Source organism: Candidatus Collinsella stercoripullorum (genome assembly GCF_027669965.1).
Taxonomy (GTDB): domain Bacteria; phylum Actinomycetota; class Coriobacteriia; order Coriobacteriales; family Coriobacteriaceae; genus Collinsella; species Collinsella stercoripullorum.
Genome location: NZ_JAQECM010000024.1, coordinates 1 through 22,347 on the forward strand (window position 1 = coordinate 1; position 22,347 = coordinate 22,347).

The following is a 22,347-nucleotide window of genomic DNA, read 5'->3' on the forward strand; positions in this document are numbered from 1 at the left end:
CGGGGCGCGGGCCCTCCCCCACCGCCTGGCGCAGGAACGCGGGCACGGGGCGCTCGCCCTCGGCGGTCTTCACGAGGCGCTCGGGCGCGGGCTCCTCCGCGGCGGAGGTGCCGCCCGCGGGATCGGGATCGGTGTCGGGCTCGGACCACGGGAGGACGTCCTGGGGCTCCATATGGGGCTCGGCGGATGCGGCCGGCTCGGATGCGGCGGCGGGACGGCGGGTCCGACGGCTCGCGGGGGCGGGGGGCTCGGGTGCGGGCGCGTCCTCGGGGGCTGCCTCCGCGTAGCGGTCCTTCACCGGGATGAGCACGGTCCTCGCGCGCTCGGCGGCGAGCTGGTCGGACACGTCGACGAGCGGGTCCTCCCCCTTGGGGTCGTCCTCGTGGTCGAGCAGGGTGGTCGTGCGGTTGCCGAGGTAGGTGGTCTGCGCGGCGCCCTCGTCGAACAGGGGCGCCTGCGCGGCCTCGGGGACGGCGCGACGGGCAGCGGGGGCCGCCGGGGCGTCGCCCCACGGGCTCTCGTTGATGTCGACGTGACGGCGCTGGGCGAAGCGCTCGGCGCGCTCGGCGATGCCGCGGGCGAGGTCGCCCACGGAGAAGCCGATGATGACGAGACCGAGCACCACCGCACCGACCAGCACGACGTAGGAGATGGTCTTGCCGAGCGCCCCCTGCAGCGCGCTCGCCGCGAAGGCGCCGAGGTAGCCGCCGCTCGAGGAGAGGCGCGCCTCGTCGAACATCGCCGCGGTCGAGACCTCGGTGCCGGGCACCGAGAGCGAGAGCATGGCGAGCACGGCGCAGAAGATGAGCGCGGCGCCCGCGGCCGTGCGCGCGGTCACCGGGGCCTCGCCGCCTATGAACAGCAACGCGGCGGCCGCGAGCATGACGAGCGGGACGACGTACCCGCCCAGGCCGAAGCCCAGGTGGAAGAAGCCGGCGAGCGCGGCGGCGACGGGGGCCGAGGAGGGGGACACCACGGCGATGAGGGACGCCACGGCGACGATGGCGAGCACCACGCCGGCGATATCGCGCCCCGAACCGGCGGCGAGCAGCGGCGCGGCAGGGGCGTCCTGCTGCGCTGCGCGCGCCTCGTTGGCGCGCAGGGACCGGGGGGCCGCCGCGGCGCCCGCGGCGCGGCCCTTCCCCTTCCCCTTCGAGCCCTTGCTCCTGTTGCCCGTCGACGCCACGTCAGACCTCCATGACGACCGGGATGATCATCGGGCGGGTGCGGGTGCGGTTCCAGATGAAGTTGGACAGCGAGTCGCGCACGGCCTTGCGCAGGGCGTCGGTGCCGCTGCTCGTGAAGTTGAACTTGCCCTTCTCGATCATCTTCATGATCGAGGCGGACGCGTCGGCGGAGAACTCGTCGTCGATGGTGAAGGAGACGCCGCGGCCGGAGAACTCGATCGCGTCGACCCGCTTGCGCTTGAGCGAGACGATGGCCACCGCGGTGACCATGCCGTCGTTCGCGAGCTTCTGGCGGTCGCGCAGCACGATGGGGTCGGTGTCACCGATCCGCAGGCCGTCGACGTAGACCACGCCGGACTCGACGGACGCGCCGCGGCGCACCTTGCCGGCGCGCATCTCGAGCGAGTCGCCGTTGTCGAGCACGAAGATGCGGTCGGACGGGATGCCCATCTTGCGCGCGAGCGAGGCATGGGCGCGCAGGTGGACGGCCTCGCCGTGGACCGGCATGAAGTAGGAGGGCTTGGCCATGGCCAGCATGAGCTTGAGCTCCTCCTGGCTGCCGTGGCCGGAAACGTGCACGAGGGTGCGGTTCTTGTCGTAGACGTCGCAGCCGATCTTGGCCAGGCTGTTCACGACCTGCTGCACGCCCTTCTCGTTGCCCGGGATCGGCGTGGCGGAGATGATCACCGTGTCGCCCTCGTGCATGGAGAGGGTCTTGTGCTCGCCGTTGGCCATGCGAGACAGCGCGGAGAGCGGCTCGCCCTGGGAACCGGTGCACATGACGACGATCTGGTCCTCGGGGAGGTTGTCGATCTCGTAGGCGTCGATGATGTCCTCCTCGGGGATCTGCAGGTACCCGAGTTCGCGCGCGACGCGCGTGTTGGTGAGCATGGAGCGGCCGGTCACCACGATCTTGCGCCCGCAGGAGCGCGCGGCGTCGCAAATCTGCTGCAGACGGTGGATGTGGCTGGAGAACGAGGCGACGAAGACGCGGCCCGGCGCGTTCTTGATCGCGGCGTACAGGGAGGGCCCGACCTCGGCCTCGGACTTGGTGAAGCCGGGACGCGTGGCGTTGGTCGAGTCGGACATGAGCAGGTCGATGCCCTGCTTGGCGAACTTGTTGATGGCGGCGTAGTCGGGCGTGACACCGTCGATCGGGGTCTGGTCGAGCTTGAAGTCGCCGGTGTGCATGACCGTGCCCTGCGGGGTGCGGATGAAGACGCCCAGCGCGCCGGGGATGGAGTGCGTCATGGAGAAGAAGTCGATCTGGATGCAGCCGAGGTTCACATGGCTGCCGCCGTGCACCTCGCGGAACTTGGGCGCGCGGATGCGGAACTCCGAGAGCTTGCCCTCGATGAAGCCCAGGGTGAGCTTGCTCGAGAAGATGGGCACCTTGTTGTTGAGGTCCTGGAGCAGGTACGGCAGGGAGCCGGTGTGGTCCTCGTGACCGTGGGTGACCACGATGCCGCGGAGCTTCTCCTCGTTCTCCAGGACATAGGTGTAGTCGGGAAGCACCAGGTCGATGCCGGGCTGGGAGTCGTCGGGGAACATGAGGCCGGCGTCGACGAGCACCATGTCGTCGCCGCACTCGAACACGGTCATGTTCTTGCCGATGCCGTCAAGGCCGCCCAAGGGGATGATCTTGAGCGGTGCGGATTTCTTGGTTGTGGATGCCATGGGGTGGTGTGGTTCCTTTCCTTCGTCGCGTATCAGATCGGCGGCGAAGAGCGCCGCCGTGCCGTTCAAAAAAGATGCCGCGCGCCGCGAATGGGCACGGGCATGGACATGGATAGTGAATTGTACCAACTGGAGCGACGGGAAATACACTCCGGGACCCGTCCCCACACGAACAGCGGAACGCGGACGGGTGAAAACGGGAGGGACCCCCGGCCCGCCTCGGACGCGCATCGGGCGCGTCGAGGAGGATCCGGGGGTCCCTTGCTCTCACGGAGTCGGCTTACCCCTCGTGATGGCGGCGCGGGGTGCGGCCGCCGTTGTCGCCGGGGCGGCGCGGGCGGTCGCCGTGGTCGCGGCGCGGGCGGCCCGGGCGGTCGCCGCGCTCGCGGCGCTCGCGGTGGTTGCCCTTGAAGCCCTCGTCGGAGCCGGAGCCGGCCGGCGCCTCGGGCTTGTCGAGGCGGTCGAGCGAGACCTTGCCCTTCTCGTCGATGTCGATGACCTTCACGCGCACCTCGTCGCCCACGTTGAGGACGTCCTCCACGCGGTCGACGCGGCCGTTGGCCACGCGCGAGATGTGCAGCAGGCCGTCCTTGTTGCCGAAGAGGCGGACGAACGCGCCGAAGGACTGGATGGTCACGACGCGGCCGGTGTACTCCTCCCCGACCTCGGGCTCCTTGATGATCAGGTTGATGCGCTCGATGGCCTGCTCGACGGACTCGCCGACGCCGCCGACGTAGACGGTGCCGTCCTGCTCGATGTCGATGGAGGCGCCGGTCTCGTCCTGGATGCCGCGGATGACGTCGCCGCCCTTGCCGATGACCTCGCGGATCTTATCGACCGGGACGGTGATCGTGGTGATGCGCGGCGCGGTCTCGCGCGTGGTCTCGCGCGGGGCGGGGATGACGTCGAGCATCTTGCCCAGGATGAACGCGCGGCCGGCCTTGGCCTGCTCGAGCGCGCGGGCCAGGATGTCGAAGGTGAGGCCGGTGGCCTTGTTGTCCATCTGCAGCGCGGTGATGCCGCGCTCGGTGCCGGTGACCTTGAAGTCCATGTCGCCCAGGAAGTCCTCGATGCCCTGGATGTCGGACAGGACCACGGTCTTGCCCTCCTCCTGGATGAGGCCCATGGCGATGCCGGACACGGGGCGCTTCAGCGGCACGCCGCCGTCCATGAGCGCCAGGCAGCTCGCGCAGGTGGACGCCATGGACGAGGAGCCGTTGGACTCCATGACCTCGGACACCACGCGGATGGCGTAGGGGAACTCGTTCTCATCGGGCAGCACCGGGAGCAGCGCGCGCTCGGCGAGGTTGCCGTGACCGATCTCGCGGCGCTTGGGGGCGCCGATGCGACCGGTCTCACCCGTGCAGAAGGGCGGGAAGTTGTACTGGTGCATGTAGCGCTTGCCCTCGACCGGCTCGATCGTATCGAGGCGCTGGCCCTCGTTCAGCATCCCGAGCGAGAGCACCGACAGCACCTGGGTCTGGCCGCGCTGGAACAGGCCGGAGCCGTGCACGAGCGGCAGGTAGGAGTCCTTCACCATGATGGGGCGGATCTCGTCGGCGGCACGGCCGTCGACGCGCTCGCCGGTCTCGACGACCATGCTGCGCATGGCCTTCTTCTCGAGCTTCTTGAGGTTGACCGGGATCTCGCGCTCCCACGCGGCCTGCTCCTCCTCGCTGAACTCGGCGCGGATGCGCTCCTTCAGCTCCTCGACATGCGCGATGCGAGAGAGCTTGTCGGCGTCGGAGAGGGCGGCGTACATCTCGTCGTAGTGGGCGAAGATGCGCTCCTCGACCTCCGGGACGGGCTGGTCGAGGATGTACTCCTTGGGCTGGATGGGGCCGTTGACGCGCTCCCACTCGGCGACGAACTCGAGCTGGGCGTCGCAGAACGCGCCGATGGCCTCCTGGCCGAACTGCATGGCGGCCAGCATGTCCTCCTCGGTCACCTCGTCGGCGCCGGCCTCCACCATGGAGATGAAGTCGCGGGTGCCCGCGAGCTCGAGGTCGAGGTCGGACGCCTCGCGCTCCTCGTAGGTGGGGTTCACGATGAAGGCGCCGGTCTCGGTGTCGCGGCCGATGCGGACACATGCGAGCGGGCCCTCGAAGGGCACGCCGCCCAGGGTGAGGCCGAGGGAGGCGCCCATCGTGCAGATGACGTCGATGGGGTTCACCTGGTCGGCGACGAGCGAGGTCGCCACGATCTGGACCTCGTTGCGGAAGCCGTCGGGGAAGCTCGGGCGGATGGGGCGGTCGATCATGCGCGCGGTGAGCGTGGCCTTCTCGCTGGGACGGCCCTCGCGCTTGAGGTAGCCGCCGGGGATGCGGCCCGCCGCGTACATCTTCTCGTTGAAGTCGACGGTCAGGGGGAAGAAGTCGTAGTTCTTCCGCTCCTTGGACACGACGACGGTCACGAGGGCGGTGGTGTCACCCTGCTTGACGAGCGCGGCGCCGGTCGCCTGCTTGGCGAGCTCGCCGGCCTCCAGCGTGTAGGTCTTGCCGTACAGCTCAAAGGTCTTGGATACGAGTGTCATTTCTCTCCTCAACTCCGCACGCCCCTTTGCGTGCGGGACTTCTTCTGGCCGGATCCGGCACGGCGGGTCCGGCGGTGTAGGACCAGCGGTCGCGGGCCCCTACATGAAAAGGAGCCCCCGCGGGGGCTCCTGCATGCACGAATCTCTACTGGATGTTATCGCGGATGCCGAGCTGCTTGATGAGCTCACGGTACTCGAAGATGTCGTTCTTCTTGATGTAGGACAGAAGGCGACGACGACGGCCGACGAGCATGAGCAGGCCGCGGCGGGTGTGGAAGTCCTTCGGGTGGGACTTCATGTGCTCGGTGAGCTCGCGGATGCGGTCGGTCAGGATGGCGACCTGGACCTTGGGGTTGCCGGTGTCGGCGCCGTTCTTGCCGAACTGAGCGGTGAGCTCGGCCTTGCGCTCCTTGGAGATGGTCATGTGAACACCTTTCGTCAGAACCGGGGATCGCGCCCCGGCGTAGATTCGCCCCGATCTGGGTAGCCGCCGGTGGAGCGGGCAACCAAGGTCGAGGTACCAACAGCGACGTATGATACCACAGGTCCGCCTCTTCACCAGACCTGCACTAACCGCGCGGGACCGACATACCGGCCGGAGGCGGGCGCCCAACGTCATGCGCGTGCACGGCGCGCAGGAGACCTGCGGGCGCCGTGCGGAACGCGAAGCGGGGCCCTGAGGCTACAGCAGCAGGAAGTACAGCAGGAACGCGAGGCCCGCGACCCACATGAGCGGGCGCACGTACTTCGCGCGGCCGGTCACCACGGCGACGATGATGTAGGTGATGAAGCCGAGGCCGATGCCGTTGGAGATCGAGTAGGTGAACGGGATGCCGGCGATGATCATGAACGTCGGGAAGCCCTCGAGCACGTCGTCCCACTTGACCATGACGGCGTCGCTCATCATGAGGAAGCCGACGAACACGAGCGCGCCGCAGGTCGCGGCCGAGCTGATGCAGGAGATGAGCGGCGAGAGGAACGCGGCGAGGATGAACAGCACGCCGGTGAAGACCGAGGTGAGGCCGGTGCGGCCGCCGTCTGCGGCACCCGAGGCGGACTCGACGAAGGTCGTGATGGACGAGGCGCCCATGATGCCGCCCACCGCCGCCGCGGCGGAGTCGACGATGAGGATCGGCTTGATGTCCTCGACCTTGCCGTCCTCGGTCAGGAACTCGCCCTGCTTGGCCACGGCCATGGCGGTGCCCATGGTGTCGAAGAAGTCGCTCATCATGAGCGAGAAGGCGAACAGCAGGATCGTCGGGGTGGAGACCGCCTTGACAAGGCCCATCACGCCGTCGGCGTCGGCCATGAACGGGGCGCCGAAGGTCGAGAAATCGAGCGGGGCGACGATGCCCGCGGGGGTCTGGGTGACGCCCAGCGGGATCCCGCAGACGGCTGCGATCACGATGCCCCACAGCAGCGCACCCTTGACCTTCATGGAGTACAGGACGACCGTCGCCACGATGGAGATGGCGCCGACCAGAAACGTCGGATCGGTCACGCTGCCGAGCGACACGAGCGTGTCGGCATTGGCCAGGATGATGCCGCCGTCCTTCAGGCCGATCATCGCGATGAACAGGCCGAGGCCGATGGAGATGCCGCGACGGAGCGACACCGGGATGGCCTCCATGATGGCCTCGCGCAGGCCGCAGAGCACGAGCAGCAGGATGGCGATGCCCTCGATGAGGACGACGGCCATGGCCGTCTGCCAGCCGAGGCCCATCGAGCCGCAGAGCGTGTAGGCGACGATCGAGTTGATGCCCATGCCCGAGGCGCACGCGAGCGGTCGGTTGGCGCACACGCCCATGAGGATGGTCATGATGCCCGCGCCGACGCAGGTGGCCGTGACCGCAGCGGTGACGGGCACGCCGCCCGCCTCCAGGATGAGCGGGTTGACCACGATGATGTAGGCCATGGCGAGAAACGTGGTGAGACCCGCGCGCAGCTCGGTTGCCACCGAGGACCCGCGGTCACCGATCTTGAAGAACTGGTCCATGCTTTCCTCTCCCTCGAAACAGCAAAAGCGCCCGCCAGGGACGCCTTATCCACTCTAGCACGCCTTGCATGGAATCAAACCTATGAAATGCATTGGGAAAATAGGGACAGGCACTATTTTCCCGCCAGGGACGGGCACTATTATCCCACCACGGCCCTGCCGACCGCGGAGGAGCTGATGCCGCACAGGCGCCCGATCTGCTTATAGCTCAGGCCCCCGGCGCTCAAAGCCCGTATCACTTCGCCTCGTGTGGGCGCGCGCAACGCGTGCACCTCGTCCAAGGTCGTGCCGAAGCGCTCCGAAACGGCGGCCGCCAGACGCCGGGCCTCATCGTCCGGCAGGTACCTGCCGCCCTCGAATGCATAGATGCACCGGTCGCGATCGGCTATGAAGCGGGTGAGCAGCTCCGTGCTCCCGAGCATATCGAGCACGGTCGACGTATCCGTGAGAAAGGGCTCCCGCTCCCCCGCGTACTCGGCGTAAGAGCTCCACCGATACGCGCCGGCCGGGCAGATGCCCGCATAGGCGGGGTTGTTGAGGATGTAGCGGACGCACTCCAGCAGGCGATCGTCGGATTCGATGGGATCGCTGAAGAACCTCCCCTGGAAAAGATGCCCGCCGCGCCCGCGGCGGGCGTTCAGGTAGAAGGCATACCCGCCGAGAACCTTGTGCATGAACGCGCTCAGCCGGCCTTCCGCATCATCGAGCAGCAGGTGCACGTGATTGCCCATCAGACACCATGCGATGATGCGCAAACCGAATTCCCGCCTGCCGCGATCGAGGAGATCCAGGAACTTCAACCGGTCGGCATCGTCCCCGAAGATCGCCTGCCTGTTGTTGCCGCGGTTCACCACATGGTAGTACCCGGTCTCGGAGCGCTTCCGTGCGGTCCTCATGGCGACTCCCCCTTCCCTTCGGCTCACAACTCCCATGAGGTCGGATCGCCGCACGAAGCCGACCTGGGATTCCAGGCGTGCACGGAAGAGGGTTGGATTCTTATGCCCGCCCTGCGGATGTGCCATACCGTATGCAGCGGGAAAAAAGTGCCTGTCACTATTTTCCCGCCAAGCAGACCGCGGCCGGGACGATCGCCCCGGCCGCGGTACGTGGGAAAAAAGTGCCTGTCCCTATTTTCCCATCGACCAAGCGGTATGGTCGGTATGGAGAAGCTCCTCGGCGCGCTCGGAGAGCGGATGGCCGAGGAAGTCATCGTAGACGAGCTTCACGCTCGAGTTCTCGTGGGAGAACCTGATGGGCGCCTGCGCGTCGAGGCCCCACAGCACGTCGCCGCGCTCGCCGGCGAGCTCGCACCCGTCGTGGATGGGCTGGCCGCCGCCGCCCACGCACCCGCCGGGGCACGCCATGATCTCGACGAAGTCGTAGGAGACCTCGCCGGCCCGAAGCGCCTCGATAAGCTTGCGGGCGTTGCCCAGACCGTGCGCCACGGCCACGCGCAGCGGGGTGCCGGCCAGATCGAAGGTCTTCTCCTTCCAGCCGTCGAGGCCGCGCACGCCGGAGAAGGCGTCGGGGTCGGGATTCTCGCCCGTCGCGAGGAAGTAGGCGGAGCGCAGGGCCGCATCCATGACGCCGCCGGTCGCACCGAAGATGACCGCCGCGCCCGTGCCGACGCCGAGCGGCTGGTCGAGCTCCTGCTCGGGCAGGGCGCCCGCGTCGATGTGCGACGCGCGGATCATGCGGTCGACCTCGCGCACCGTGAGCACCACGTCGACGTCGGGGTCGCCGGTCTCGCCCACCATGGTCGGCAGCGCGGCCTCGGCCTTCTTGGCGACGCACGGCATGATGGACACGCTGAAGATCTTCGAGGGGTCCACGCCCAGCGCATGGGCATAGTAGGTCTTGGCGACCGCGCCGAACATCTGCTGCGGGGACTTGGACGTCGAGACCTGGTCGAGCAGCTCCGGATAGTGCGACTTCACGTAGCGGATCCATCCGGGGCAGCACGAGGTGAACATCGGGAACTTGATATCCTCCCCGCCCGGCTCGCCCGCCTTCTCGATGCGCTCGAGCAGCTCGGAGCCCTCTTCCATGATGGTGAGGTCCGCCGAGAAGTTCGTGTCGAACACGTAATCGAAGCCCATGGCGCGCAGCGCGCTCGCCAGGCGCTCGACGGTCGCCTGCTCATGGGTGAGGCCGAGGGACTCGCCCCACGAGGTGCGGACCGCCGGGGCGATCTGCACGAGGCAGATCTTCTCCGGATCCTCCAGGGCGTCGAACACGCGCTCCGTGTCGTCGCGGGCGCGCAGGGCTCCGGTCGGGCAATGCGTGATGCACTGACCGCACAGGGCGCAGTCGGTCTGCGAGAGCTCCTTGCCGCCCGCCGCGTTCACCGACGCGTGGCTCGCGCGGCTCGTGAGGTCCCACACGCCCGTCGCCTGGACCTTCTCGCAGATCTGGATGCAGCGCAGGCACTTGATGCACTTGTCGTTGTTGCGGATGAGCGGGAAGGCGGGGTCGGAGCGGAACCCCTCGAGATGCTTGGGATACGGCAGGTCGGTGATCCCCAGGTCGTTCGCCAGACTCTGCAGCGAGCAGTTGCCCGAACGGGCGCAGCTCGTGCACTCGGAGTCGTGCTGCGAGAGCAAAAACTCGACGTTCGCCTTGCGCGCGATGCGCGCCTTGCGGCTGTTCGTGCGCACGACCATGCCGTCGAGCACGTAGTTGTTGCATGCGGCCACGAGCTGGTCGATGCCCTCGACCTCGACCACGCACACGCGGCACGCCCCGACCTCGTTGAGGTCGCGCAGGTAGCACAGCGTCGGGATCTCGATGCCCGCGCTCGCCGCCGCGTCCAGGATCGTCGTGTGCTCGGGCACCTCGACCTCGCGGTCGTCGATGATCAGATTTACCACTGGAAATTCCTCCCCCCACGGAACGCGCCGAAGCCGAAGTGGTCGCAGCGCAGGCAGCGCGAGGCCTCCTGGTGCGCCTCCTCCTCGGTGAGACCGATCTCGGCCATCTCGAAGTCGCCGATGCGCTCGGCGGCGTCGCGCTCCTTGAGCTCGCAGCGGCCGCACAGGCGCTTGCCCTTGAACTGGACGGGCGGCAGCTCGACGTCGAGCTCGATGTTGTGGTCGAACCCGAGGTGACGGTCGATGTTGGCGGCCGCGACCTTACCGGCGTTGATGGCGCGGATAACGGTCGCGGGACCGGTCTGGCAATCGCCGCCCGAGTACAGCCCCTCGAAACCGGGCACGGCGCCGTCGGAATCGGTCACGATGCGGCCCCACGAGCACGGCACGCCCATGGCCTCGAACGGGGCGGAATCGATGTCCTGGCCGATGGCCACGATCACGCGGTCGCAGGCGATGAGCTGCTCGGGAGCGGCGGCGGCACGGGGCGCGGGGCGCCCGCGGCGGGGCGCGCCGATGATCTGCGGCTGGACGACCACGCCGGCGACCCGGCCGTCGTCGGTCGTCTCGATGCGCACGGGGGCGTTGAGCTCCATGATCTGGCACCCCTCGGCCTCGGCCCCGGCTATCTCGGCATCCTGCGCCGTCATGTCGCAGATGCGGCGGCGGTACGCGATGATGACCTTCTCGGCTCCCAGGCGGACGCTCGAGCGGGCGACGTCCATCGCGACGTTGCCGCCGCCGATGACCACGACGCGCTCGCCCGAGAAGTCGGGCATCTCGCCGTCGCCGATGGCGCGCAGCATCTGGACCGCGGAGACGACGCCCTCGGCATCCTCGCCGGGAAGGCCGAGCTTCTTGTCGTTGTGCGCACCGATGGCGAGGTAGACCGCATCGAAGTCGCCGCGCATCCGCTCGAGCTCGGCGCCGTCCACCGCGTGCTCGAGCTCGACCTCGATGCCGCAGTCCAGGATCCACTGGATCTCCTGGTCGAGGTCCTCGCGCGGCAGGCGGTAGCTCGGGATGCCGTAGCGCAGCATGCCGCCCAAGTGCTTGCGCTGCTCGAAGATCGTGACCGTATGGCCCATGAGCGCGAGATAGTACGCGCAGCTGATGCCGGCGGGGCCGCCGCCGATGACGGCGACGCGCCTGCCGGTCGGCTCCGCCATGACGGGACGGTAATCGTGCTCCATATGGTCGGTCGCGTAGCGCTTGAGCGCCAGGATGTTCAACGGGTCGTCGACGATGCCGCGGCGGCAGTGCATCTCGCAGGGGTGCTCGCATACGCGCCCGCAGACGATGGGCAGCGGGTTGTCCTTGCGGATGAGCCTGACCGCATCGGTGTAGCGGCCGGCCTCGACGAGCGAGATGTACCCGGGGATGTCGACGTTGGCCGGGCAGCCGGCGACGCACGGGACGCGCTCGTTCTCCGCGAAGCCGCAGGCATGCTCGCGCACGTGGTGCTCGAAGTCGTCGCGGAACCCGCGCACGGCCATGAGCGCCATCGAACCGGCCTCGTACCCGATCGCGCAGTCGCTCGACAGGTAGATCGTGTTCGCGGTCTTCTCGATCAGATCGATCGTCTCCATCGTGGCCCGGTTGGCGAGCACGTCCTCGAGCAGGTCCGAAAGCGCCCTGAGCCCCACGCGGCAGGGCGTGCACTTGCCGCAGCTCTGGGTGGCGCACAGGTTGACGAGCGCCGCCGTGAACTCCACCGGACACGGCGCGAGCGAGCGAGCCGCGAGGCGCCGGCCGAGCGCGTCGTGCAGGTCGTCCATCACGGCCTGCGCATGGCTGCGCTCCATGACATGAAGTCGTGCCATAGAATCTCCCCTCTTATAGCCTGATAAATTTTTATTACAGGAGAGGGTTTTTCTGAACCGACCAATCCCCGGACGGGCCGTATCGCCGCGTAGACGGCGCGCTCGTGGGGCAATCATGGAGAACCCGGGAAGGTCGCGGACCCCGCGGCGGGCCGCCCCGCCGGCGGCGCGGCCGCCCGATGCCCCGCCGCGTCACCGGCCGAGCATGAACTCGAGCGCACGCAGGCGCGCGTCGAGGTGAGTGGCCGCCCAGATATGGGCGAGGGCGAGCAGGAAGGCCGCGGTGGGCCCGTCCGCCGGCGCGGCGGCGAGCTCGTCGAAGCGCAGGGCGAGCAGGGAGCGCAGCCACGACACCTGGTTTGCGTCGAGCTGCTCGGCGCCCGGCACGCCCGACGCGCAGCTCGCGCACATGAGGCCACCCGCCTGCGCGGAAAACGAGCTCACGGCCCCGTCGCCGCACATCACGCAGGAGTCGAGCACGGGGCGGTAGCCCAGGTGCGCGAGCACCTTGAAGGCGAAGGCGGCCACGACGAGGTCGAGGTGGACCTCGTCGACCGAGGCGTCACCCGCGCAGGCGAGGGCGCGCTCGCAGATGGCGTAGACGAAGGGGTCCTCCGAGTCCTCGTAGCTGCAGTAGCGGGCGAGCTCCGCGATGCTGCTCGCCGCGCACAGCCGCTCGTAGGTCGCGCCCGCCCCCAGCGGCGCGGACAGCAGCTCGGCCTGCGACACCACATCGAGGTTGCGCCCCCGGGCGAGCAGCAGGTCGGCCGTGCAGAACAGCTCGCACCGGGCGGCCAGACGGCTGCCGGGCTTGCGCGCGCCCTTGGCGACCGCGCGGACCTGCCGCCCGTCCTCCGAGAGCAGCGTGAGGATCAGGTCGGTCTCCTTGAGCTTCACCTTGTCCAGGACGACGGCGCGAACCCGGTAGGTGCGACTGCCCGCCACCGGATCACTCCTCGAACGCGTACCCCATGCGGCGGATCTCGACGGGGTCGTCGCGCCAGCCGGGCCTCACGCGCACGGCGAGCTCCAGGTACACCTTGCGGCCGAACAGCCGCTCGAGGTCGTGGCGGGCGTCGGTGCCGATGTGCTTGACCATCTCGCCGCGCTTCCCGATCAGGATGCCCTTCTGTCCCTCGCGCTCCACGAAGATGGTCGCGTGGACGCGCACGAGGCGGCTCGAGCGCTCGAAGGAGTCGCACAGGACGCCCACCGAGTGCGGGACCTCCTCCCGCGTGCGCAGCAGGACCTTCTCGCGCACGAACTCGGCGACGAGCGTCGCGTCGTCGGTGTCGGTGTCCATGCCGCGCGGGAACCAGCGCGGGCCCTCGGGGAGGTAGCGCGAGACGAGCTCGATGAACGGCTCGACGTTGAAGCCCTCGGTGGACGAGACCACGATCTCGTCGTCGAAGTCGACGAGCGCGCGGGCCGCCTCGAGCTGCTCGACCATGCGCGCCTGGTCGACCCGGTCGGCCTTGGTGAGGACGAGGATCTTCACCGCCGACGAGGCGCGCACGCGCTCGGCGACCCAGGCGTCGCCGCGCCCGATGGGGGCGGAGGCATCGATGAGCAGGGCGACCACGTCCACGTCGGAGAGCTCCGCGAGCGCGCTGCGGTTGAGCTCGCTGCCGAGGCCGTCCTTGGGCTTGTGGATCCCCGGGGTGTCGACGAAGACGAGCTGGTAGCCCTCGCGGTTCACCACGGCGCGCATGCGGCGGCGGGTGGTCTGGGCGACGGGCGAGGTGATGGCGACCTTCTCCCCCATGCAGGCGTTGAGCAGGGTGGACTTGCCGGCGTTGGGGCGCCCCACGAGCGCGACGAACCCGCTGCGGAACCCATCGGGGGTGTCGTCGGCCAAAAGACCGAGCTCGGCGCCGATGCCGCCGGCCTCGCCGGCCATGGCGTCGATCTCCTCGTCGGTCATGCCGGCGAAGGGATCGTGCTCCTCCATCTCGTCGATGCCGGGGTCCTCCCGGTCGGGGTCGGGGACCCGGACGGCGCCGGCATCCGTCGCGGGGGTGGCGGCACCGGGGCTCTCGAGGTCTTCCATGGGTTCCTCCTTGCAGGTCATGCGATGAGACCGAGCGCGCGGGCGAACACGATGACCCCGACGATCGCTGCGGTTATGGACAGGGTGTAGACGCTCGCCGCGGCGATGTCCTTCGCGCGCTTGGCGAGCGGGCGGAACTCGTCGGTGGCGAGGTCGACGACGGCCTCGATCGAGGTGTTCACGAGCTCGGCGAAGATGACGAGGCCGCAGCACAGGGCGACCAGGCACCAGCTCAAGAGGTCGATGCGCAAGACGATGCCCGCCGCGACCGCGCAGGCGCCGAGGGCGAGCATGACCTTGATGTTGCGCTCGGTGCGCACCGCGGTGACGAACCCCTCGATGGCGTAGCCGAACGAGCGCAGGAAGGACGGGTGGTCCCTATCGGATCCGGGGATCATGGCTCACCTCGCTCAGTCGTCGATGTGACGGGTCGTGGGGCCGATGCGCACGGCGTCGGGGTCCTCGCCGCGATCTTGGGCGAGCGCGCGCAGGATCTCGAGCTCGCGGTCCTCCATGGCGCGGGCCTCGTCATCCGCCATGTGGTCGTGGCCCAGAAGATGGAGCATGCCGTGGACGAGCATGAGCCGGCACTCCTCGGCGGGCGTGCACCCGAACCCTCCCGCCTGCGCGGAGATGACCTCGGGGGCGAGGATCACATCCCCCAGCTCGACCGGCTCGCCGTCGGGGACGTCGGCGTCGAAGGGGGACTCGCACTCGAAGGACAGCACGTCGGTCGGCGCGTCGATGTCGCGCCAGGCGCGGTTCAGCCCCTGCATCTCGTGCGCGTCGACGAACGAGACCGACACCTCGACGGGCCGCTCGACCCCCTCCGCGGCGAGCGTCGCGCGCACGGCCGCCTCGATCTCGGCGGGGCCGATGAGCGTGTCCAGCCCGGCGTCGTTACTGATGAGCACGGCCACGGCCGCCCCCTTCCCCCTTCGCGCGGGGCGCCGCCCCGTGCGCTTCCTCATATGCGTCGTAGGCCTCCACGATCCGGCCGACGAGCGCATGGCGCACGACGTCGGCGCGGTTCAGGTGGATGAACGCGATGTCGTCCACCCCGGCCAGGATCCCCTCGATATCGGTCAGCCCGCCGCGCCGGCCCGGCAGGTCGCGCTGGGTGGTGTCGCCGGTGATGATGAACTTCGAGTTGAAGCCCAGGCGGGTGAGGAACATCTTCATCTGCTCGGGCGTGGTGTTCTGCGCCTCGTCGAGCACCACCACGGCGTCGTTCAGCGTCCGCCCGCGCATGTAGGCGAGCGGGGCGATCTCGATGATGCCCTGTTCGACGAGGGCGTAGCCGCGCTCCATGTCCATCATGTCGAACAGCGCGTCGAACAGCGGGCGCACGTAGGGGTCGACCTTCTCCTGCAGCGTGCCGGGAAGGAACCCCAGGTTCTCCCCCGCCTCCACCACGGGGCGGGTGAGCACGATGCGCCCCACCTCGTGGCGCTTGAGCGCCGCGACGGCAATCGCCATGGCGAGGTAGGTCTTGCCGGTTCCCGCAGGGCCGAGGCAGAAGGTGACGGTGTTGGACCGGATGGCGTCGATGTAGCGCTTCTGGCCGAGCGTCTTGGGGCGGATGGCGTGCCCGCGGTAGGTGAGCAGGATGTCGTCGGTGAGCCCGGAGATGTCCGCCGACTCGGCGCGCAGGGCCTCGAGCGCGCGGAGCGCATCCGCGGCGCGGGGCTGCTCGCCGGCCGAGACCAGCTTGATCAGGTGCGTGAACAGGCGCGTGAGGAGCTCGACCTCGTCGGGCGTGCCCGAAAGCGAGATGGCGTCGCCGCGCACGACGACCGACGCGGTCGTTGCGCCCTCGACGGCGCGCAGGACGGCGTCGCCGGCGCCGGTGACGCGGGCGGGCTCGACGCCCTCGGGGATGGTCAGGCGAACTGCGGTCGTGTCCATGCTCCTCCTAGCCTAGCTGCCGCACGGCGCGGCCGCGCAGGGTCCCGTCGCCGTCGACACCCATGATAGCAACCTCGAGCAGGCTCCCGGCCGGCGCATCGCCCGCCCCCTCGACCGAGACCCGGTGGAAGGAGCCGAGCGTGCCGCGACCGGGGTACTCGATCACCGCGCGCTCGACGGTGCCCACGCGTGACGCGGCGTCCCGCAGCGCGCAGCGCTCGGCGAGCGCCCGCATGGCCGCGGACCGCTCCGCCATGACGCGGGGATCAACCTGGTCGGGCATCTCGGCGGCCGGCGTGCCGGGCCGCGCGCTGTAGCGGAACACGTGCAGGCGGGAGAAGCCGACGCGCTCGACGAAGGCGAGCGATTCGGCGAACTCCTCGTCCGTCTCCCCGGGGAAGCCCACGATCAGGTCCCCGGAGACGGCGACCTGGGGCAGCTCCCCGCGGATGCGCGCGACGAGGCGCTCGAACCCCGCCGCATCGTAGGGCCTGCCCATGCGGCGGAGCACCGAGCTCGACCCCGACTGGACCGGGAGGTGCAGGAAGGGGGCGACGCGCCCGGACGAGCGCGCGATGAGGCGCGCGAGCGAGGCGTCGGCGTCCATGGGCTCGACCGACGACAGCCTGAGCTGCAGGATGTCCGTGCGCCCGAGGATGGCCTCGATGAGCCCCGCGATGTCCGCGCGGCGCCCGCCCGGGGCCTCCCCGTCGTAGGCCCCCAGGTTGACGCCTGTGAGCACCGCCTCGGGGATGCCGGCGCGGCAGACGGCGGACACCTGCTCGACGACCTCGTCGACGGGGACGGAGCGCTCCGGCCCGCGGGCCTTCCACACGATGCAGTAGGTGCAGCGGTTGTTGCAGCCGTCCTGGACCTTCACCCCCACGCGGGAGCGCCCCGAGACGAAGCCCGACCGGCCGAAGGGCGCGGCGTCGGGATCAAGGCCGGCGAGGCGCGCGGCGAGCGCGGCGACCCGCGTCTTGTCCGGCTCGGCGCTGACGCGTTCGGAGAGGGCGGCGAGGGCGTCGGCATGGAGGCTCACGGCGCAGCCCGTGGCGACGACGCGCGGCGCGCGGGGGAGCCCCAGCGCATGGCGGACCGCCTTGCGGGTCTTGGCCTCGGCCTCCCCCGTGACGGCGCAGGTGTTGATGACCACGAGGTCGGCGTCCTGCTCCCCGGTGAGCTCGAAGCCGATGCGGAGGAGGTCCTCTGAGATGCGGTCGCTCTCCACGCGGTTGACGCGGCAACCGAGGTTCACGACGGAGGCGGTGGGCTTGGGCACGGGCGCTTACTCCAGGATGTCGTCGATGGCGTCGCGGATGCGGTCGCCCACGGTCTTGCGGGGGGCGTGGGACTCGCCCATCTCGGCGGCGAAGCGCTCGAGGGCCTCGCGGGCGGCGGGCGTCATGCGGCGCGGGACCGTCACCCGGGCGCGCGCCACGAGCCTGCCGCGCGAACCGCCGCCGCCCGCACGGGGCATGCCGCGGCCCTCGACGGTGAGGGCGTCGCCGTACTGGGTGCCCGCGGGCACCTCGACCTCGATGCGCTCGTCGGGCAGGATCCCCTCGACCTCGACGGTGCAGCCGAGCGCGGCGCCGGCCATGGGGACGTCCACCTCGCAGTACAGGTCGTCGCCCGAGCGCTGGAAGCGGTCGTGCTCCGCCACCTGGACGGTGACGATCAGGTCCCCGGTCGACGCGCCGCGCAGGCCGGCCTCGCCGTAGCCGCGCACGCGCAGTTGGCGGCCGGTCGCGATGCCGGCGGGCACCTCGATGTCGATCTTCTCGTGGGTGGGCGTGCGGCCCTGCCCGGCGCACATGTCGCAGGGATGGTCGATGACCGTCCCCTCTCCGTGGCACTCGGGGCACGGGGAGCTGGACTGGACCTGGCCGAAGATGGAGCGCTGGACGGTCGTGACGAACCCCGTGCCGTGGCAGCGCGGGCAGGTCTTCTCGCTCGCCCCGTCCGCCGCACCGGTGCCGTGGCAGTCCTCGCAGGTGGCGAGGCGGTCGTAGCTGATGGTCTTGGTGCAGCCGCGCGCCGCCTCCTCCAGGCTCACCGTGAGGGTCACGGCCATGTCGCGCCCGTTCTTGCGGCGCGAGCCCGCGCGGGCGGACGAGGACGGACCGCCGCCGAAGAAGGACGAGAAGATGTCGTCCATGCCCATGCCGCCGAAGATGTCGGAGAAGTCCACGTAGCCGGAGCCCATGCCGGGCCCCTCGGCGGTGCCGTACCGGTCGTAGTTGGCGCGCTTCTGATCGTCGGAGAGCACGGAGTAGGCCTCGTTGACCTCCTTGAACTTCTCCTCGGCGTCCGGGTCGTCGGAGACATCCGGGTGCACCTCGCGCGCCTTCTTCAGGAACGCGCGCTTGATCGTGCGCTGGTCGGCGTCGCGGTCGACGCCCAGCACCTCGTAGTAATCCCTCTTATCCGACACGAGAACAGTCCCTCCCGACGATCATCCGTATAACGCAGCGAGCTATGGGGCCGAACGCGGCCCTGCGAAGATATACCCAACTCCCCCGGCGCGCAATCCCCGAGATCCGCACCCGCACGCGGGCGCGGGGACGGCGGGTTGCCGCGGCGCGGTGCGGACGGGGCGCTAGTAGGAGAACGGCCCCATGAACATGCCGCGCGAGCACGACGCGAAGCTCACGGAGACGAACGCGAGCAGAAGGCCGTTCACGCAGCCGCTCACGACCTGGGCGAGCCCGCGCTTCCACCAGGTCGCGCCACGGCCCCTCAGATCGGAGCGGACGATCATGGACAGGCCGATCGCGAACGGGATGAGGCACAGGAAGGCGAACATGGACATCGTCCCGGAGGCGGCCGAGAAGACGAGGAACGGCAGCATGAAGCCCACGAGGTAGAAGCCGGTGCTCGCCGGGCCCTCCAGGCGCTCGGCGGCGACGCGCGCCCGGCCCACCAGGTCGCCCCCGGCGGCGCCGTTGGTGCCGGCGTGCCCCATCGACTTCACGCGGACGGTGTCCCCGTCGTGCGTTCCGGCCGGGAACTCCACCACGGCCTCGGTGACCACCGGGGTGCGGCCCGACCCGCCGCAGTCGGGGCAGGGGTCGGAGATGACGCGGCCGGAGCCGCCGCACTCGGGGCAGACGGTCTGGAAGGTGCCCGCGCCGAACAGGAACGACAGGTCGACCTCGACCGCGCCGGTGCCGCCGCACGAGGGGCAGGTGTGGGCCGACTCGCTCGAGACCGAGCCCGTGCCGTGGCAGCGGTCGCAGGGCTCGTAGCGGCGGTACTTGACCGCCCGCCGCGCCCCGGAGCGCGCCTGCTCGGCGGTGAGGTCGATATCGACCACGACGTCGGCGCCGGTCTCCGGGTTGAAGGCCGAGCCGCTCCGCCGGCGCTGGGCGTACCCCCCGAAGGGGAAGCCGCCGCCGAAGGGGTCGCCCCCCGCGTACCCGCCGCCGTACCCGCCCCCGTAGGGAGAGGCGGACGGGGCGGCCCCGGCGAAGGGGTTGCCGGAGCGCATGGCGTCGTAGCGGGCGCGCTTCTGCTCGTCGGAGAGGACCGCGTAGGCCTCGGAGACCTCCTTGAAGCGCTCCTCGGCGTCCGGCGCCTTGTTGACGTCGGGGTGGAGCTTGCGCGCCTTCTGCTGGAAGGCCTTCTGGATCTCCTTGGCCGAGGCGTCCTTGGAGACGCCCAGGATCGCGTAGTAGTCCTTCTCGTTCATCGTAGCCATGTGGCGGGGTACCTCCCGGAAGCGGTGCAGTCGCCCTATTGTACCGAACCGGCGCGACCTTATGCGCGCCCCACGATACCTGCATCTTCCCGATGTTCCGCGGGCGCGGCGCAGGGGGTCGCATTATGCGGCGCCGCACCGCCCCGCAGCCGCGGGCGGATCGCGCCGTCAGTCGACCGAGGCCAGGTCCCACATGATCGAGAAGAGCTCGTTGCCCTGGAGCCATCCCCGCTCGGTGGGGGCGAGCCGGCGCCCGCGGCCCTCCTCCCGCCACGCGGCGAGCCCGCGGTCGAGCGCCCGGCGCACCGCGGCCTCGACGGGGGCCGCGCCCAGGACGTCCGCGGCACGCGCGAGCAGCCCCTCGTCCACGCCGCGCGTCATGCGCATGCCGAGCATCAGGTCCTCGGCCGCCGCCTCCGCGGCGTCGAGCTCCTCGACCTCGTATCCCGGCCCGTCCCCGGCAGGCGCCGGCGGGAGGGGGAACCCGTCGCCGAGCTGCACGAACCGCAGCCTCGATGCGCGCGCGCCCGCCGCGGGCAGCCCCAGGGCCCCGCGCAGCGACCGGTACGCGTCGGCGTCGAACATGCTGGCTGCGGAACGACCGAGCCCCAGATACGGGACGCCCGTCCAGTAGGCGATGTTGTGGCGGCACTCCTTGCCCGGCAGCGCGTAGCTCGCCACCTCGTAGGGCGCGAGCCCGGCCGCGCCGAGGACCCGGCGGGCCTCCTCCATGCACCATGCCTGGAGGTCCTCATCCGGCTCGGGGAGCGCGCCGGCGGCGACCCTGCGCGCGAAGGGGGTGCCCTCCTCGATGGTCAGAGGGTACACCGAGACATGCCCCGCCCCCGCCTCGACCGCCGCCTCGAGGGTGGCCCGCCAGCTGTCAGGCGTCTGATGCGGGATCCCGCACATCAGGTCGATCGACGCGTCGAGCCCCGCTGCGCGCACGGCGTCGAGCGCGTCGAGCGCGCGGGAGGACGAATGCAGGCGCCCGAGGGCGCGCAGCTCGCGGTCGTCGAGGCTCTGGACGCCGAGCGACACGCGCGTCGCCCCGGCGGCGGCGAGGGCGCCCGCGAGCCCGTCCCCCATCGACTCGGGGTTCGCCTCGCAGGTGAGCTCGACGAGGCGCGGGCAGCAGGCGCGCACGAGCCGGACGATGCCCGGCAGGCGGTCGCCCAAAAGCGAGGGGGTGCCCCCGCCCAGGTACGCGGTGCGGCAGCCCGCGAGGGCGCCGCGCTCGCCCAAGGCGCGCAGGCAGCCGGAGAGCTGCGCGGCGTAGCGGTCGAGCGCCGCGGCGTCGCGGCAGGAGCGGGAGTCGAAGTCGCAGTACAGGCACTTCGACGCGCAGTACGGGACGTGTATGTAGAGGGCCTCGGGCGCCATGGGGCACCACCTCCGATCGCGGGTTCACGCCGGCCGCCGCCCTGCCGACCGCGCGTCCGGCGGGCAGTCGGCGGGGCGGGCGAGACCGCCGGGGGCGCGCCGCCGCCCGGCGGGAGGGGCATCTCAGCCCATAGGGGCGGGCGGGACGGGCTCGCCTGCGGCGAGCGCGCGGTCGCAGGCCTCGACGTCGGCTTCGATCTCGTCCACGAGGGCGCGGAAGTCCTCGTAGGAATCGCATCTCACCACGCGCCCGCGCCAGGCGGCGGCGTGCGGCATGCCCTTCAGGTACCAGGTGGCGTACGTGCGCGCCCGGGCCATGGCGCGCGGGACCAGCCGATGGGTGAGCGCCAGGTGCTCGCGCAGCGCGTCGAGCCGCTCGCGGTGGCCGCGCGGCGGGACCGGGCGCCCCTCGAGGGCGAGGGCGCGGGCGTCCTCGAACACCCAGGGGTTGCCGTACGTCCCGCGGGCGATGAAGACGGCGCTCGCCGCCGTCCGCTCGAGCATGCGCACCGCGTCCTCGGCGGAGAAGACGTCGCCCGACCCGACCACCGGGACGCCCACGCGCGCGGCGACCTCGTCGATCACCGTCCAGTCCGCGGACCCCGTGTAGAGCTGCTTGGCGGTGCGCCCGTGCACGGCGACCGCGGCGACCCCCGCGTCCTCGAGCGCCGCGGCGAAATCCGGCGCGACCCGCTCGCCCGCGGCGAACCCGATGCGGATCTTGGCCGTCACGGGCACATGCGCCCGGCCGACCGCGGCCCGCACGATGCGCGCGGCGAGCGCGGGGTCGTTCATCAGGGCGGAGCCCTCGCCCTTGGTGACGACCTTGCGCGCGGGGCACGCCATGTTGATGTCGATCAGCGCCAGGCGGTCGCCCACCCGCTCCTCGACCGCCTCGACGGCGCCCGCGAACTGCTCCGGCTTGCTGCCGAACAGCTGCACGGCGATATCGGGCTCCTCGTCGGCGGGAAGGACGAGCTCCCAGGTCCGCTCGCTCGCATAGGCGAGCCCGGCCACGCTCACCATCTCGCTGTAGGCGAGCTCGGCGCCGTGACGGCGCATCATGATGCGGTAGGCGGCATCGGTCACGCCCGCCATGGGCGCCATGAGAAAGGGCTGCCGGGCGTAGCGCGCCCGCAGCGCATCCGAATGGGACATGGGACTCCTTACCCCCGATGTGCAGGCCGGACCGGGCATACGGGGCCGCCCCGCGGTCG

At 70.4% G+C, this 22,347-nt stretch carries 18 protein-coding genes; all 18 read right to left on the reverse strand.

Features of this window, described 5'->3' with window-relative positions:
- The coding region (locus tag PHA29_RS06225) for a DNA translocase FtsK 4TM domain-containing protein (RefSeq protein ID WP_270848687.1) at positions 1 to 1,186 on the reverse strand (1,186 nt) is incomplete at its 3' end.
- Between the two features lies 1 nt (position 1,187).
- Positions 1,188 to 2,864: a ribonuclease J gene (locus tag PHA29_RS06230; RefSeq protein ID WP_270575340.1), complete on the reverse strand. Its 1,677-nt coding sequence runs from the start codon at positions 2,862 to 2,864 to the stop codon at positions 1,188 to 1,190.
- 280 nt (positions 2,865 to 3,144) lie between these two features.
- Positions 3,145 to 5,397: a polyribonucleotide nucleotidyltransferase gene (locus PHA29_RS06235; protein ID WP_270848688.1), complete on the reverse strand. Its 2,253-nt coding sequence runs from the start codon at positions 5,395 to 5,397 to the stop codon at positions 3,145 to 3,147.
- A 145-nt stretch (positions 5,398 to 5,542) separates the two neighbouring features.
- Positions 5,543 to 5,821, reverse strand: coding sequence for a 30S ribosomal protein S15 (gene rpsO, locus PHA29_RS06240; RefSeq protein ID WP_270405232.1), 279 nt, complete (start codon positions 5,819 to 5,821; stop codon positions 5,543 to 5,545).
- A gap of 258 nt (positions 5,822 to 6,079) precedes the next feature.
- Positions 6,080 to 7,393 (reverse strand): NCS2 family permease, encoded by a 1,314-nt coding sequence (locus tag PHA29_RS06245; RefSeq protein WP_270405233.1) that lies wholly within the window; start codon positions 7,391 to 7,393, stop codon positions 6,080 to 6,082.
- A gap of 140 nt (positions 7,394 to 7,533) precedes the next feature.
- Positions 7,534 to 8,289, reverse strand: coding sequence for a transposase (locus tag PHA29_RS06250; protein WP_270848689.1), 756 nt, complete (start codon positions 8,287 to 8,289; stop codon positions 7,534 to 7,536).
- A 231-nt stretch (positions 8,290 to 8,520) separates the two neighbouring features.
- Positions 8,521 to 10,263, reverse strand: a complete 1,743-nt coding sequence (locus tag PHA29_RS06255) for a [FeFe] hydrogenase, group A (RefSeq protein WP_270848690.1) — start codon at positions 10,261 to 10,263, stop codon at positions 8,521 to 8,523.
- Complete coding sequence (locus PHA29_RS06260) at positions 10,257 to 12,086, reverse strand: NAD(P)-binding protein (RefSeq protein WP_270574484.1); 1,830 nt, start codon at positions 12,084 to 12,086, stop codon at positions 10,257 to 10,259. Before PHA29_RS06260 ends, PHA29_RS06255 begins: the two co-directional genes overlap by 7 nt.
- A gap of 192 nt (positions 12,087 to 12,278) precedes the next feature.
- Positions 12,279 to 13,031 carry a DNA repair protein RecO gene (gene recO, locus PHA29_RS06265; RefSeq protein ID WP_270405237.1) on the reverse strand — a complete coding sequence of 251 codons (753 nt, stop codon included), beginning with the start codon at positions 13,029 to 13,031 and terminating at the stop codon, positions 12,279 to 12,281.
- Positions 13,032 to 13,035: 4 nt separating this feature from the next.
- Positions 13,036 to 13,986 carry a GTPase Era gene (gene era / locus PHA29_RS06270; protein ID WP_408612032.1) on the reverse strand — a complete coding sequence of 317 codons (951 nt, stop codon included), beginning with the start codon at positions 13,984 to 13,986 and terminating at the stop codon, positions 13,036 to 13,038.
- 167 nt (positions 13,987 to 14,153) lie between these two features.
- Positions 14,154 to 14,534: a diacylglycerol kinase family protein gene (locus tag PHA29_RS06275; RefSeq protein WP_270405238.1), complete on the reverse strand. Its 381-nt coding sequence runs from the start codon at positions 14,532 to 14,534 to the stop codon at positions 14,154 to 14,156.
- 12 nt (positions 14,535 to 14,546) lie between these two features.
- Positions 14,547 to 15,056: an rRNA maturation RNase YbeY gene (gene ybeY, locus PHA29_RS06280; protein ID WP_270405239.1), complete on the reverse strand. Its 510-nt coding sequence runs from the start codon at positions 15,054 to 15,056 to the stop codon at positions 14,547 to 14,549.
- Positions 15,037 to 16,044 (reverse strand): PhoH family protein, encoded by a 1,008-nt coding sequence (locus PHA29_RS06285; protein ID WP_270848693.1) that lies wholly within the window; start codon positions 16,042 to 16,044, stop codon positions 15,037 to 15,039. Before PHA29_RS06285 ends, ybeY begins: the two co-directional genes overlap by 20 nt.
- Positions 16,045 to 16,051: 7 nt before the next feature.
- Positions 16,052 to 17,326: a MiaB/RimO family radical SAM methylthiotransferase gene (locus PHA29_RS06290; RefSeq protein ID WP_270848695.1), complete on the reverse strand. Its 1,275-nt coding sequence runs from the start codon at positions 17,324 to 17,326 to the stop codon at positions 16,052 to 16,054.
- 6 nt (positions 17,327 to 17,332) lie between these two features.
- On the reverse strand, positions 17,333 to 18,481 hold the full coding sequence (dnaJ, locus tag PHA29_RS06295) for a molecular chaperone DnaJ (RefSeq protein ID WP_270848697.1): 1,149 nt from the start codon (positions 18,479 to 18,481) through the stop codon (positions 17,333 to 17,335).
- 165 nt (positions 18,482 to 18,646) lie between these two features.
- Positions 18,647 to 19,747 carry a DnaJ domain-containing protein gene (locus PHA29_RS06300; RefSeq protein ID WP_270575378.1) on the reverse strand — a complete coding sequence of 367 codons (1,101 nt, stop codon included), beginning with the start codon at positions 19,745 to 19,747 and terminating at the stop codon, positions 18,647 to 18,649.
- 168 nt (positions 19,748 to 19,915) lie between these two features.
- Positions 19,916 to 21,130, reverse strand: coding sequence for a coproporphyrinogen-III oxidase family protein (locus PHA29_RS06305; protein WP_270848699.1), 1,215 nt, complete (start codon positions 21,128 to 21,130; stop codon positions 19,916 to 19,918).
- Between the two features lie 123 nt (positions 21,131 to 21,253).
- A complete protein-coding gene (gene dusB / locus PHA29_RS06310; protein WP_270848701.1) occupies positions 21,254 to 22,288 on the reverse strand; it encodes a tRNA dihydrouridine synthase DusB in 1,035 nt (344 codons plus the stop codon).
- Positions 22,289 to 22,347 lie beyond the last annotated feature (59 nt).